The 14,190-nt window shown below is 69.8% G+C and carries 10 protein-coding genes; 6 read left to right on the forward strand and 4 right to left on the reverse strand.

From position 1 onward, the window contains the following. Window positions 1–4 precede the first annotated feature (4 nt). The gene (locus ADK36_RS25830; RefSeq protein ID WP_053199235.1) at window positions 5–1,435 is read right to left on the reverse strand and encodes an endo-1,4-beta-xylanase; all 1,431 of its coding nucleotides are present in this window, start codon (window positions 1,433–1,435) and stop codon (window positions 5–7) included. Between the two features lie 844 nt (window positions 1,436–2,279). Between ADK36_RS25830 and ADK36_RS25835 the strand changes: the two genes are divergently transcribed. Further along, on the forward strand, window positions 2,280–3,746 hold the full coding sequence (locus tag ADK36_RS25835) for a non-reducing end alpha-L-arabinofuranosidase family hydrolase (RefSeq protein WP_053199238.1): 1,467 nt from the start codon (window positions 2,280–2,282) through the stop codon (window positions 3,744–3,746). 125 nt (window positions 3,747–3,871) lie between these two features. Here ADK36_RS25835 and ADK36_RS46640 read toward each other — a convergent pair whose 3' ends face one another. After that, complete coding sequence (locus ADK36_RS46640) at window positions 3,872–4,177, reverse strand: hypothetical protein (protein ID WP_199830244.1); 306 nt, start codon at window positions 4,175–4,177, stop codon at window positions 3,872–3,874. 413 nt (window positions 4,178–4,590) lie between these two features. Here ADK36_RS46640 and ADK36_RS25840 point away from each other — a divergent pair, with 413 nt between their 5' ends. Together ADK36_RS25840 and ADK36_RS25845 are read left to right on the forward strand one after the other, a co-directional pair. Next, window positions 4,591–4,797: a hypothetical protein gene (locus ADK36_RS25840; RefSeq protein ID WP_053199239.1), complete on the forward strand. Its 207-nt coding sequence runs from the start codon at window positions 4,591–4,593 to the stop codon at window positions 4,795–4,797. A 191-nt stretch (window positions 4,798–4,988) separates the two neighbouring features. Next, window positions 4,989–5,573, forward strand: a complete 585-nt coding sequence (locus tag ADK36_RS25845) for an SUKH-4 family immunity protein (RefSeq protein ID WP_048580455.1) — start codon at window positions 4,989–4,991, stop codon at window positions 5,571–5,573. 7 nt (window positions 5,574–5,580) lie between these two features. Here the strand turns inward: ADK36_RS25845 and ADK36_RS48160 are convergent, their stop codons facing one another. Continuing rightward, a complete protein-coding gene (locus ADK36_RS48160) occupies window positions 5,581–6,066 on the reverse strand; it encodes a hypothetical protein (RefSeq protein ID WP_053199241.1) in 486 nt (161 codons plus the stop codon). Window positions 6,067–6,071: 5 nt separating this feature from the next. Beyond that, window positions 6,072–9,302 carry a M36 family metallopeptidase gene (locus ADK36_RS25855; protein ID WP_053199243.1) on the reverse strand — a complete coding sequence of 1,077 codons (3,231 nt, stop codon included), beginning with the start codon at window positions 9,300–9,302 and terminating at the stop codon, window positions 6,072–6,074. A gap of 401 nt (window positions 9,303–9,703) precedes the next feature. Between ADK36_RS25855 and ADK36_RS25860 the strand changes: the two genes are divergently transcribed. The 3 genes from ADK36_RS25860 to ADK36_RS25870 are packed head-to-tail and all read left to right on the forward strand — an operon-like array spanning window position 9,704 to window position 14,179. Further along, on the forward strand, window positions 9,704–11,605 hold the full coding sequence (locus tag ADK36_RS25860) for an ATP-binding cassette domain-containing protein (protein ID WP_234329869.1): 1,902 nt from the start codon (window positions 9,704–9,706) through the stop codon (window positions 11,603–11,605). A 22-nt stretch (window positions 11,606–11,627) separates the two neighbouring features. Continuing rightward, window positions 11,628–12,728 carry an NUDIX domain-containing protein gene (locus tag ADK36_RS25865; protein ID WP_063784881.1) on the forward strand — a complete coding sequence of 367 codons (1,101 nt, stop codon included), beginning with the start codon at window positions 11,628–11,630 and terminating at the stop codon, window positions 12,726–12,728. Continuing rightward, entirely contained in the window at window positions 12,725–14,179 is a 1,455-nt protein-coding gene (locus tag ADK36_RS25870) for a phosphotransferase (RefSeq protein WP_053199245.1), read from the forward strand. Before ADK36_RS25865 ends, ADK36_RS25870 begins: the two co-directional genes overlap by 4 nt. Window positions 14,180–14,190: the final 11 nt, after the last annotated feature.

Genomic DNA, 14,190 nt, shown 5'->3' on the forward strand with positions numbered 1-14,190 from the left:
CCCATCAGGTGCGGGTCCAGCGCTGGTTGCTGCTGTTCGAGCAGGAGTAGAGCTGGATCAGGGTGCCGTTGGCGGTGCCGCCTGCGACGGCGTCGAGGCAGAGGCCGGACTGGACGCCGACGATGGATCCGTCGGAGTTGAGGCGCCATTTCTGGTTGTCGCCGCCCCAGCAGCTGTAGATCTGGACTTTGGTGCCGTTGCCGGTGCCGGCGGCGTCCAGGCACTTGTTGCCGTAGACCCTGAGCTCACCGGCGGCGGTGTGCGTCCACTGCTGGTTGGTGCCGTTGTGGCAGTCCCACAGGTGGAGCTGGGTGCCGTCGGTGGTACTGGTGCCGGGCACGTCCAGGCAGCGGCCCGAACCGACGCCCTTGATCTGTCCGGAGCCCGGAGAGGGCGTGGAGGAGCCGCCGTTGAGTGCGTTGAGGACGGCGGTGTAGGCGGGCTTCTTGCTGCCGTCGTTGTTGAACAGCAGCGGCGTGTGCTGCGGCCGCCAGGAATCGCTGTCGCGCACGCCCCAGACGGTGATGCCCAGGCAGCGCGGGACGGCAAGGCAGTCGTTGGTCACATTGGCGTAGGTCGTGGCCGAGGCGCCCTGGATGTCGAGCTCAGTGATGGCCACATCCACGCCGAGGGCGGCGAAGCTCTGCAGGGTGGTGCGGAAGTTGCTGTTGTACGGGCTGTCGTTGTTGAAGTGGGCTTGGAAGCCGACGCAGTCGATCGGGACGCCGCGCTGTTTGAAGTCGCGGACCATGTTGTACATGGCCTGGGTCTTGGCCCAGGTCCAGTTCTCGACGTTGTAGTCGTTGTAGCAGAGCTTGGCGGCCGGGTCGGCGGCGCGCGCGGTGCGGAAGGCGACCTCGATCCAGTCGTTGCCGGTGCGCTGCAGGTTGGAGTCGCGCCGGGCTCCCGAACTGCCGTCGGCGAAGGCCTCGTTCACGACGTCCCACTGGGCGATCTTGCCCTTGTAGTGGGCCATCACGCCGTTGATGTGGTTGATCATCGCCTGGCGCAGCGTGCTGCCGCTGAGGCTCTGCATCCAGCCGGGCTGCTGGGAGTGCCAGGCCAGGGTGTGGCCGCGCACCTGCTTGCCGTTCTGCACCGCCCAGTTGTAGACGCGGTCGCCGGCGGTGAAGTTGAACTGGCCCCGCTGCGGTTCGGTGGCGTCGATCTTCATCTCGTTCTCGGCCGTCACCGAGTCGAATTCGCGGCTCGCGATCGACGTGTACGCCGAGTCGCCCAGCCTGCCCGAGGCGATGGCGGTGCCGAAGTAGCGGCCACTCTGCGCCGCCGCGGCGCCGAGCGTGTTCTCGGCGGAGTGTGCGGTCGGCGGCGCGACCAGTGCGGCGACCGTACCGAGGACGCCGACGACCAGCGCCAACAACAGGTTGCGGATCTTCCGGCGGACAGCGGGTCTGGGAAGGGTGTACGAGCCCATGGCTGTGCCTCCAAGGTAGACATCACGGAAGGACTGAAGCGCGGGGGAATGCCTCATCCGCTCCCACTCGGCAGACGGACGGGGCGGGCGGGCCGGAACCCGGGCGGCACGGAATCGCCGGACACCGCGGTCATGGGACCGCGACGATCTCTACCGGCACGAGACGGCACCCGGTCGGCCGTCGGGTGACCTACGGCGGGCGGCGGTTGTGTTTCGACACAGGCATGGGGTACTCCATCGCGGCTCAGCCGGGGGACCGTCACGCGGCGCCGCATACCTCTCCGACTGCACGAAGAGCCAGGATGCGCTGGCGCGAACCTCACCGGGACGAAACGGGGTGGCACAGTGCTTCGGTGCGCGGATCTGCCGTGCAGCAGTGCGTGGATCTGCCGTGCAGCACCGTTTGCTCAGGCGACTTAGTTCGGAATCTCGAACTGCGGCCAGTCACCCAGAGATGGATGATTGAAGGATTGACCGTGAATCGTCAATCCTCACAGCAGAGAAAATTTCCGTTCACCGATCGAAACATTCGGAATCGCGTCGAGCAGGACGACGAACCCTTCGGCGCGGCCGTCGGCGGATGCCGTAGGGCCTGACCGGGCCGGGACCAGGGCAAGTGTGCGGGCGCTGCTAGGTCAACTTCCCACCCCGCAAGGCCCCTTGGAGGAGCTGTTTGTGGACAGATCGGCGACAGGCCTTGACCAGAGGGCCCCGCATTCCTAGCTTGTGGCGTCAAAGAATCGGGGAACTATTCGAAAGTTTCGAACCCGTCCTCTGCTCGCTCGACACGACCGCTCCTCGGTTCATCGGCGTCACCTCGCCCCGCCCCCAAGGAGGTCCTCTGATGCGGTTTCGCCACCCGTCCCCGGTCCGTTTGAGACACTTACTCGCTGTCCTAGCACCCTTGCTGCTCGTGGCCACCTTCCTCGGCGCCCAGCCCGCCGCCGCGGCGACCGTAGACCCCAACGCCTCGTATGTGCTGGTCAACCGCAACAGCGGCAAGGCCCTGGACGTCTACAACCTGGCCACCAACGACGGCGCCCGCATCACCCAGTGGACCAGGAACGACCAGAACCAGCAGCAGTGGCAGTTCGTCGACTCCGGAGGCGGCTACTACCGCATCAAGTCCCGCCACTCCGGCAAGGTCCTGGACGTCCACAACTGGTCCACCGCGAACGGCGGCTCGATCGTCCAGTGGGCCGACCTGAACGCCACCAACCAGCAGTGGCGGCTGGCAGACAGCTCGGACGGCTACGTGAGGCTCATCTCGCGCCACAGCACCAAGGCCCTCGAAGTACAAGGCGCCGCCACCGCCGACAACGCGAACATCGTCCAGTACGACGACTGGGGCGGCACCAACCAGCAGTGGCAGCTCGTCAAGGTCGGCGCCGACACCCCCGGCCCGTGCGATCTTCCGCCGACATACCGCTGGACCTCAACGGGCGCACTGGCGCAGCCCAAGCCGGGGTGGGTCTCGCTCAAGGACTTCACCGTCGTCCCCTACAACGGCAGGCAACTCGTCTATGCGACGACGCACGACACGGGGACGCGTTGGGGCTCGATGAACTTCGGCCTGTTCACCAACTGGTCGGAGATGGCCTCGGCCGGCCAGAACACGATGTCGAATTCCACCGTCGCGCCCACGCTCTTCTACTTCGCGCCGAAGAACATCTGGGTGCTCGCCTACCAATGGGGGAGGACCGCCTTCTCCTACCGGACGTCGAGCGACCCCACCAACCCGAATGGCTGGTCATCCGAGCAGGTGCTCTTCTCCGGAAGCATCCCCGACTCCGGAACAGGACCCATCGACCAGACGCTCATCGCTGACGGGACGAACATGTACCTGTTCTTCGCCGGCGACAACGGCAAGATCTACCGGGCCAGTATGCCGATCGGGAACTTCCCGGGCAGCTTCGGCACGACCTCGACAGTGATCATGAGCGATACGACGAACAACCTGTTCGAGGCCCCGCAGGTCTACAAGCTGCAGGGCCAGAACCGCTACCTCATGATCGTCGAGGCGATCGGCTCGCAGGGCCGCTACTTCCGCTCGTTCACGGCCACCAGTCTGAACGGCTCATGGACACCCCAGGCCGCGACCGAGAGCAATCCCTTCGCCGGCAAGGCCAACAGCGGCGCCACCTGGACCAACGACATCAGCCATGGCGAACTGATCCGCACCAGCGCCGATCAGACCATGACCGTCGATCCCTGCAATCTGCAGTTGCTCTACCAGGGGCGCAGCCCCAACTCCGGGGGCGACTACGGCCTCCTGCCCTACCGTCCGGGTCTGCTGACACTGCAGCGCTGACGGCGTGGCACGAGTCCGGCTCCGGTATGGAGCCGGCGTGGCGGGCTCGGCGGAAGGCCGAGCCCGCCCGGGTCACGCGACCACGTCAGCGCTCTTACGGCGACGGAGTGCGGGTCGGGCAACGCTCACCAGCCCGAGGGCCATCCCGTAACGCGGTGCCGCCGCCGGTGGCGCTTACCAACGGTCCAGGCGCACCGGGTCGCCTGGTGCGCTGCGGCGGACGAGCCAGGCTTCGGTGATGTGGTGAACCTCGCCTCGGCCGCACCGCTCGGGTCGTAGCCGGCGATGCGCTCGTACACCTGGCGATGGCCGCGGCTGGAGGCGACGCACAGGGCGCACTCGGGCCGGCCCATGTACCGCGCGGTGTTGACGACCTGGCTCTCCGGCGCGCGGACCACCCCACGGGCGATGCGGTTTCCCGACGGCTGCATGATTTCGTCGTGGAAGGCGACCCCGCTCGCCCGGCGCGTCCGGTGAAGGGGATCCGCGCCCGACGAGCGTCGGGTTTGTCCTACGCCGATCGCACAGTTGGTTGATCTTTGAGTGCCCAGTGGTGGGCCTGGACAGTCCCGGGATGGACAGTGGCCCTCCCTGGTCCGCACCGATGCGAGTTCTCACCCAACACGTCGTCGCGGACCAGCCAGGAGGCTCTACTGGCGGCGATGCCAAGCCGGGGCCGTAGTGCCCTGATCGCGGCTCATGCCAGGGGAGGTGTCTGCGGCGGAGTCTTGCCATCCCGCAGAGACCTTCGCCCCAAGGGGCCGCGCTCATGAACGCCGGTCCGGCCGGCCCGAGGGCGACCGGATACAGTGCGCGAGACGGCAGCCCGGTCAGGGAGGGAAGCGTGACCGACACCAGCAACACCCGACCCGCCGACAGCGAAGCGCAAGCTCCGCGACAGAGCCGCCTGCACCGCCCCCTCACCGACCTGTTCCACCTCGATCTCGCCGATCCAGGGGCCACCACCCGCACGCGCCTGTGGAGGAAGGTCCGCGCCGCTCACGAGGACTGGGCCGCTACCCGCGACAGTTGCCTGACGGCGGCACAGTGAGTGAGGACGTCGGTCCCGGTGCCGAGCCGCCGCCCAGAAACCGCCACAAAAGGCCCGTCCAACTGCGTTCCCACAGGTCGGATGGGCCCTGCGCCGAATCTGCGGGGTCAGCCGACAGCCGGCGAGGACCGGTCATGCGATTGACTGAGGCCGGCAAAACCGATCGGCACGGAACTCATGGGGGCCACGCAGTGAAGAGCACCGACACACCGCTGATACCGGACGCGGCGTGGCTGGAGGAACGGCTGGGCGAAGGGGCGCTCTGGCGACCGGAGGAGGCCGCTCTCCCGGTCGAGCTCACCGATGCCGGGTCGAGGGAGTTCCTGCTCACGGTCGGCTTTCCCGCCGTCTACCTCGACGTCGTGGGGATCGACAGCAGGCACCTGCGGAACGAGGACGGGCTGAAGCCGCTCGACGCCGACGAGATCTACGGCAATCGCTACCCCGACGACGACTCGCCGCCCGAGAACTTCGCCCTCGCCGTGGTCCTCGCCGGCGACCAGCACCTGATGCTCGACGCGGCGGACGGCGGCATCACCCATTACGACCCCAACGGATGGGATCACGGCGCCGGTTGGAAGGGAGCCGCCGCCGATTCCCTGCCTCACCTGGCCGTGCTCATCGCACTGATCGCGGAGTCGAGCACCGCTCTGGAATCGGACGACGACGCCGTACGCGCGGCCGCCGTCGACGCTCTGCGCCGACGCATGGTCGCCCACGACTCGTACGTCGAGGACTCCGAGTTCTGGGACGAGATCTTCGAGCTGTTCGACTGACCGAGGCTCACGGAACCCGAAAGGTGATCCGCAGCGCCCGTCGGCCCGGCCCTCCGGTGGTGTGCAGCACCGCCTCGCCCGGGGCCGCGGCGCGGATGTCCCAGGCACGGAAGCCGGGATCGCTCTCGTAGTCGACCGGCACGAGGACGATCGCCGTGCCGTCGACGGTGGGGGTGGCCGCTCGCCAACTGCCGGAGAGGCGCAGCTGGGTGGCGTCGCCGAGGGGGAGGGGGACCGTGCGGCCCGTGTCGTCCTGGGTGAGGACAGCCGGGGCAGGCGCAGGGGTGGCCGTCGTCGGCGCGGGGGTTGGAACGGGAGTCGGAGTAGGAATGTGAGTAGGAATGGGGGTGGGGGTGGCAGTGGGCCTGGGCGTGGGCGGGGCCGTATGCGAGGGCGGGGTCGGGGTCGGGCGGGTTGGTGCGGGGGTGTCGGTGCACGCGGCCGCCGCCACCCCGAGGAGCAGGGCGGCGGCGGCGCGCGGCAGAAGCGTCATCCGTGTCATACGAGCGGGATGTTGATGCAGGTGAGGATGGCCGCCTGGGCCTTGAGCTGCTGGGTTGTGGCGTTGGGGTCGAGGCGTACCTTCTCGGCGTTCTGGACGGCCTCCAGGAAGGGGGTGTCCGCCTTGAGGTCGCTGTCGGTGTCGACGAGTTCATCCGCCTCGAAGGCGCCGTTGGCGAAGTTGAGCCAGGCAGCGAGCAGTTGACGGTCGAGGGAACGCTTCGGGTCGAGGAGCAGGTTGAGGAAGAGGACGTCCGCGGCCTTGTCCTGGGTGGACACGTCGACCTTCTCGGAGAACACGGCGCTCGCGTGCTGGACGATCTTCAGATAGCAGTCCAGCGTCTTCTTGCCGAGCCCCGTGAGATCGCCCGTCAGGTACTTGACGTACCAGACGTCGGCGAGGAGTGACAGCGGCGCATTGCCCTGGACGATGACGGGGATCCCGTCGGTGCCCGTGCCGCCGTCGTCGTCGCGTGCCGTGAAGGACAGGTCGTACAGGCAGGGCTTGGCGTACGTGTGGGCCTGGGCGTCCGTCAGGTCGCGCGGCTGGACGCTGGGGCTGCGGGCGGGATCGGGGTCCGGCGGGTTGACGAGCGAGGTGGTCGTGGTGGGCGGTGTGCCGTCACCCCACGCCCAGCTCATGGTCTCGTCGTCGCTGCCGGGGTCGGTGACACGGGCGGTGTACTGCTTCTCCTTGCCCGCGTGGACGACGAGTGTCTTACCGCCCGCGAGCGGCACGGCGCCGGACTTGTCGATGGCGGCGGTCGGATCGACGTTGGCGACGGTGATCTCGGCGTCGCGGCAGGTGGTGGTGTCGTCGTCGCTGCCGCAGATCTTCACGGTGAAGGTGCCGTTGTCGCCGAAGACGAGCTCGCGGCTGAAGGTGAGGGTGGCGTCGGGGCGGTTGTTCTCCAGCTGTCCGGGCAGGGGGACGGGCTTGCCGTCGCCGGGGTCGATGGTGGCGGTGAGCGGGTCGAGCCAGCCCGGGTCGGTGATGGTGCCGGCGACGGTGAGCTTGCCGCCCTCCTCACGCGGGCCCTGGACGGTGAAGGTCACCGTGGGCGCGACGTTGGTGACGGTTACGGTCGCCGTGTCGGTGTCGGTCCCGGCGGCGTTGCCGACGCGCAGGCCGACGGTGTACGTGCCGTCCTGTCCGACCCGGTCGAAGAGCGGGCTGACGCCGGTCGCGTCGTCGTAGGCGCCGTCGCCGTCGAAGTCCCACGTGTAGCTGCCGCCGCCTCCGGGGACGGTGGATCCGCTCGCGTCGAGCCGTACGTCGGTGCCCTCCTTGGTGGAGTACGGGCCGCCCGCGTCGGCGGTGGGCCGGCAGCTCGCGGGGTAGTCGGTCGCCGGGTTGGCCTGGCTCTGGCTCGGTGAGGTGGCGCTCGCGCCCATGCCCCGGCGGGCGAACACGCCCCACAGCAGGCACTGGTTGGCGCCGCCGTGGTTGGCCCGGTCGGCGGCGAGGATGCCGTCGCGGGCGTCGAGGAAGTCGGGTGAGGTCGGCGTCAGCTTCATGCCGTCGACCATGAGCTGCTCGTGCCGCTGCTTTCCGGTGGCGTAGCCGTACGCGCCGACGAGCGCGGTGCGCATGTCCCACATGGCGGTGGCCCAGATCTCGCCGTCGGAGTGCACCTGGCAGCCGCCGGAGCAGAGGTCGGCGTAGGTGAGGTCGCTGTCGTTGTACGCGACGCTGCGTATGCCGGTGGGCCGGCCGTTGTTGTACTCGCCGTACACCGGATCGTTCCACAGCGAGGTGGCCACCGCGTCGCTCCAGCCCTCGCCGAGCGCGCCGGTCTGCTCGCCGTCGCCCATGTCGCCGCCGCCGACGAGCCGGTTGGACAGGCCGTGGCTGTACTCATGGGCGATGGTGTCGCCGTTCATGGCCCGGTGGATGTTGTGGTTGCCGCAGGAGGCGCGTCCGACGAAGAGCCGCATGGTGCCGTTCTGGCCGTCGGCGGGGGTGCTGAAGTTGGCGTTGCAGGCGGAGTCCCCGTTGGCGTCGAAGTCGACGTAGACGTCGACACGGTCGCCGCCGGAGCCGCCGCCTCCGAGGTTGTCCTCCTGGAAGTTGCCCGACGCCTCGTCGAAGCCGAGCCCGTAGAGGTGGTCGTGCATGCGGTTGGTGTAGTAGAAGGCCTGGGTGACGACCGCGTCCCGGTCGGTGGTGAGGTCGGTGCCGCCGCTGGTGCGGAAGGCGTCGGTGAACGTGTAGTCGAAGTGCTGGTACGCCGGGTCTCCGGCGGCCGGCGTCTGGGGCTGGTGGCCGAGCGTCTCGTCGCCGTCGGGGTCCTGGGAGACCTCGGCGTTGTTGCCGGTGGTGACCCGGCCGCCGACCCAGGAACGGCCGAGGCCGCTGAAGGGGACGGTCGTCGCGCTGCCGAGGGTGGGGTTCTGGCCGGTGAAGACCCGGCCTTCGGGGCCCTCGTTGCTGGTGAGGTCGGTGCGCGAGAGGACGGTGCCGTTCCCGGCGTCGACGACGGTGTCGTACAGGTGGTGGTTGGCGGCGGTGAGGGTGGTTCGCCAGGCCGGTCGGGCGGTGCCGTCGGCGAGCGGGAAGGTGACCCTCGTGGCGGTCGCGGTGCCGGGCGGGGTGTCGGTGCCGACGGCGGCCGCGGCCCGGTCAAGGGCCTCGCTCCTGTCGAGGGTGACCGTCCCGGTGGCCCGGGCGTCCGGGACGAGGCTGCCGGTGACGGTGAGGATACGGCCGGCCTTGTCGACGGCGACCGAGAGGCGGGCGTCGTGGACGGGGACGCCCCGGTCGGTCTGACCGATGAAGACATGCCGCACGCCGTTGTGCTCGGTGCGGTACGACTTGACGACGGCGAGGGCGTCCAACTCGGCGGCCGTGAGGCCGTAGAGGTCCGCGTGGTCGCGTACGTGGTCCAGCGCGAGGGTTCGCGGGTCGGCGCCGCTGGTGGCGGTGAGGGCGTTGCGGCCCTGCGGGGCGAGCCTCTTCGGCGTACCGAACCGGCTCCAGCGGATCGCCGTGCCGTCGAGTTCCTGTGCGGCGCGCAGCTGCCCGGCCGTGGGCGCGACGCGCTTGTCACCGCGTACGTCGATGTTCGGGTACGGCATGTCCGGCTGTTCCTGGGCCGGTCTCTGCTGCGTCCCCGGACGTTCGGCGGCGGTGGCGGCCGACGGTGTGACCGTGACCGCCGGCAGTGCGAGCAGGACCGCTCCGACGAGCAGTGATCTCGCGCGTTTCGCTAAGCGTGTGGGTGGCATTCCCTCTCCCCCGTTGTTGGCTTCCTGATTGCGGACCGAGCACACGGTACGTGCGCATGACAAGTCAGCGAAAGAGGGCGTAACGCCCCATCGAGGCACTCGGCGTTTCGGCCACCGCCGTTTCCGGCCGGGCCCTTGCGCGGCAAGGGTCCGTGCAACGCGCATGCCGCGGTGCGCGCTGAATCCCTGAGTTCACGATCCGACTGAAACACATGTGTTCGATACCGGCCGTCGCGTCGTTGTTCCGGTCATCAGCAGCCGTTCCCTCAAGTCGGCGCCGGAGGTGCCCAGTTGACCGATGTTGTGCAGCCTGTTGTTGTGCAGCTTGTTGTTGCGCAGCCTGCCTCGATTGATCTCCCCACGGCCCTACGGCCGTTGAAGGCCGTCCGGGGAGGTGCCCGGTGAGTGCCGAGCCGAGCTCTTCCGCGTCGGACGTGGCGGCACGTCGACGGTTGCCGCCCCCACCGCCCGCCGAGCTGCGCTACGGCGGCCGGTACGCCAGGAACCCGCTGGCGGACGCGTCGTTCGCGAAGATGTGCCGCCGGCTTCCGTCGGTGCTGGCGCAGACCGCGCGGATGGCATGGGCGATCGACCGGTCGGCGGTACTGCTGCTGGCGGGCTGTCAGCTGGCCATCGGGGTGAGTGCCGCCGTCCTGCTCACCGCCACCGCCCGCGCGATGCACTGGGTCCTGACCGACGGCGAGGTGTCGGACCGGCTCCGTCAGGCGCTGCCGGCACTGCTGGTCATCGCCTGTGCGGCGGCGGTCGGACGAGTGGCGACCGCCCTGTCCTCGTACGCGGACGGCCGGATCACGCCGCGGTTGACGACCGCGTCCGACTGCGCCCTGGTGGCGGCGGTGTGCCGGATGGAAGCCGCCGCCCGGGCGGAGGACGGCTGCGCGGACCGGCAGGAAGCGGCCGAGATGGGGGTGATCCGCAGCCATGCGATGGTGCTGGACGCCACCCGGTTCACCGCCGCCGTCGTGCGCATGATCAGCGCGAGCGGAGTGCTTTCCGTGCTGCACCCGCTGCTGCTGCCGCTGCTCCTGCTCGCCGTCGTCCCCGCCGGTGCGGGCGCCGTCCTGCACGCCCGCGTCAACTACGAGACCCACTACGCCAACGTGGGCGACCGCAACGTACGGCAGAACCTGCGCGGCTGGGCGACCAGCCTGAAATTCACGGACGAGATCCGCGCCAACGGCATGACCTCGTATCTGGTGTTCTGGTACCGGTCGATCTCCGAGCGGATCGACGCGCGCACCCTCGCCGCGGCACCGAGGACGCTGCGGATCGTGCTGGTCAGTTCGGCGATCGGCGGCATCTTCCTCGTCGCGACCTGGGCTGGCCTCGCCTGGCTGGCCGCCGTCGGACGGATCGCGCCGTCGATCGCCGCGACCGCGGTCGTCGCCGTGCAGACCGCGCTCGCCGCGCTGAGCCAGCTCGTCATCTACGGCGCGGCCATGTTCCACACCTCCCTCTACCTCGCCGACATGGCGGGCTTCCTCGACTACGCCGCCGAACGCGCCCCGGACCGAGGTGAGTTCACGCCGTCCTGGCCGGTGGAGGAGATCCGCCTCGACGAGGTCGTCCACAGCTATCCGGGCAAGGACACGCCGGCCGTCGCGGGCGTGTCCCTGACGGTCCGGCGCGGCGAGATCCTCGCCGTGGTCGGCGAGAACGGCTCGGGCAAGTCCACCCTCACCCGGCTGCTCGCCGCCATCTTCCTGGCCGACAAGGGAAGCGTCTCCTGGAACGGCCGCGATGTGGCCGACATCGACCCCGACCGACTGTGGGACCTCAGCGCGCTGGTACCCCAGAACTTCGCGCAGTGGCCGCTGTCGGTCCGCGACAACGTCACCCTCGGCCAGCCCCGCGAGGTGGGCGACGATCTGGTGTGGCAGGCCCTGGAAGAGGTCGGGCTGCGGGAGGCCGTCGAGGAGTTCCCCGACGGCCTGGACACGCTGCTGGCCCGGGAAGTGTGGGGCGGAACGGAACTGTCCGGCGGGCAGTGGCAGCGCCTGGCCTGTGCACGGGCGCTGTACCGCAGGTCGAGCCTGCTGATCCTGGACGAGCCGACCAGCCAGATGGACGCCCGTGGGGAGCACGCCATCCTTGAGGAGATCAAGACCATCGCGGCCGGCCGCATCACGATCGTCGTGACCCACCAGTTGGTCAACACCAAGATCGCCGACCGGATCATCGTGATGGAGCACGGCCGGATCGCCGAGCACGGCACCTACGACGAACTCGCCGCGGGAGGCGGCCTCTTCGCCGAGCTCCTGGCTCTGTCGCACGATCGCTGACTGCCGTACGGATGGAGGATTCGTGACCACACCGACTGTCGCCACCACGACCGCAGCCCTGCTCGTCAACGATGACCGTCACTATCTGCTGCACCTGCGCGACGCCAACAAGAACATCGCCTGCGCCGGGCAGTGGTCCCTGCCCGGCGGACATCCCGAACCCGGCGAGAGCCTCGACGACACGATCTCCCGGGAACTCCTGGAAGAGGCGGACCTGCGCGTCCCCGGCCTGACCCCGCTCGTCGTCATCGAGGACACCGACGCGGACGACCGGCCCACGAGCCGGGTCCAGGTGTATGTCGGGACCTGGAACGGTGACCCCGCCCAACTGCCCCTCACCGAGGGGATCATGCTGCGCTGGACCGACCCGGAGCAGATCCCGTATCTGACCATGGATCCCGGGACCACGGCGGTCATCCGTCACCATCAGCAGCTGGAGCGGGGGCCGGGACATGGGCAGGGGCAGGGGCAGGGGCAGGGGCGGCAAGGGCCGCATGCCCGGGCCCGTGGTGACGGGCACCTGCCCGTGCTCCGCATGCGCAGCGCCAGCACCAGCACCAGCACCAGCACCAGCACGAAGACGGTCCCGAACGTCATCGGCGTCCACCTGTATCTGGAACGGGACGGCGAGATCCTGCTGGGGCTGCGGCACCCCGATTCCGCCTACGCGCCCTTGGAGCACCACTTCCTGGCCGGTCACTGCGAGCGGGAGTCGGCCGTCGACTGTCTGGTGCGGGAAGCGTGGGAGGAGGCCGGTCTGGTGATCAAGGGCGAGGACGTCGACCTCGTACACGTCGTGCACCTGGTCGACGCACCCGGCGCCCCGCCGCGCCTCCAGTTGGTCTTCCGGGCCCGCCGGTGGCAGGGCGAACCCGAGCTGCGGGAGCCGGACAAGTGCGTGAGCTGGGGCTGGTGGCCCGTCGACGCCCTGCCGGAGCCGACCGTCCGCTACACCCGCGCCGCCCTCGACGGCATCCGGCACGGACGCCTCTACACCGAACTCGGCTGGAGCACTCGCCTCGCTCACGGCGCCGCTGTTGGCACTGCCCCGGCAGGAGTTGACGCCGCCGCAGACGTACGCGGCCCCGCCGACCCGTGCCATGCCCCGGAAGGTGAAGTATGAGCGGACAGGCCACCGGCAGGCGGTACATGGTTCCGGTCGACGTGCACCTGATCCTGCTGCGGGACGGCCCGAAGGGCCGACAGGTGCTGCTGTCGCGGCGCGCCGGTGACGTCTACGCGGCGGGGATGTGGCATCTGCCGTCCGGCCACCTGGACGGACCGCACGAGGACGTCGTCGAGGGCGGGATCCGGGAACAGGCCGAGGAGACGGGCCTGCTCAGCGACCGGTCGGACATCCGCGCGGCGGTCACCGTGCATCACCGCGCCCCGTCCGGCTCCGCCCGCGTCGGCATCTTCCTGGTGGTGCTGGACTGGCAGGGCGAGCCCCGGATCCTGGAAGAGGACCGGTGCGACGGGATGGACTGGTTCCGCTGGGACGGACTGCCGGAGCCTATGGTGGCCTACTGCCGGGCCGGGCTCGACGCCTACCGTGCCGGGGCGCGCCTGGCCGTGCACTTCCAACAGCCCGGCGATCCCGTCGCCCACGATCCGGCCCGCGATCGGCTGCGCATCGTGCCCGACGGCCCCGAGACCGTTGGCGTGACGCCGCCGGACGACGCCGTGCGTGCCTTCGCCGAGCGCGCGGTGGGGCGGATCGGCAGCTGGACGGATACGTCGTCGGCGGGCGAGACCAGCCGGGTATGGCGGGTCGCCCGCGCCTCCGGCGGCACCTGGTATGTCAAGCAGCACCAGAACGCCACGTTCCACCATCGGGAGGTGCACGCCTGCCGCCACTGGGTTGCGGCGCTCGGCCCCCACGCCCCGCGGCTGGTCGCCGCCGACCCGGTGCACCGGACGGTGGTGCTCACCCGCCTGCCCGGACGCCCCCTGCACGGCCAGGCCCTGCCCGTCGGCATGGAGTGCGAGGTCCACCGCCAGGTCGGTGAGCTCACCGCCCGCTACCACCAGGCCGCCGACGCGATCCCGGCCCCGCCTCCCGGCCCGGGCAGTCTCCTCCGCCACCTGGAGGTCGCCCGGCCGCTACTGGCCCCTGGTGAAGAGGCCCTCGTCCTCCACCTCGCCGAGCTGCGCGGCACCCTGCCCCCGACCGAGCACGTGCCGATCCTGGGCGACTTGCAGCCGCGCAACATCCTCGTCGACACGACCGTCACCGCCGACACCACCGGCAGCACCGGCAGCACCGGCAGCACTGACATCCCCGCCAGCCCTGTCTGGGCCGGGCTGATCGACTTCGAGCGCAGCGAACTCGGCCTCGCCGTACGCGATTTCGTCCGCCTTCTGGACACCTGGGTGGGGCGGCCCGACCTCTGTGAGGCGTTCTTCACCGGCTACGGCCGCGCGCTCACCGACGACGAACGGCAACGCCTGCGGTGCGAGGCGGCGCTGGACGCCGTCAGCGGCATCGCCTACGGCCACAGCCGCCACGACCCTGAGCTCGTCGAACGCGGACGCCGAACCCTGCGCGCCCTGCGCACCGACACCCTCATCTGATCACGCCGGTT

The organism is Streptomyces viridochromogenes, assembly GCF_001270495.1.
Classification (GTDB): Bacteria; Actinomycetota; Actinomycetes; order Streptomycetales; family Streptomycetaceae; genus Streptomyces; species Streptomyces viridochromogenes_A.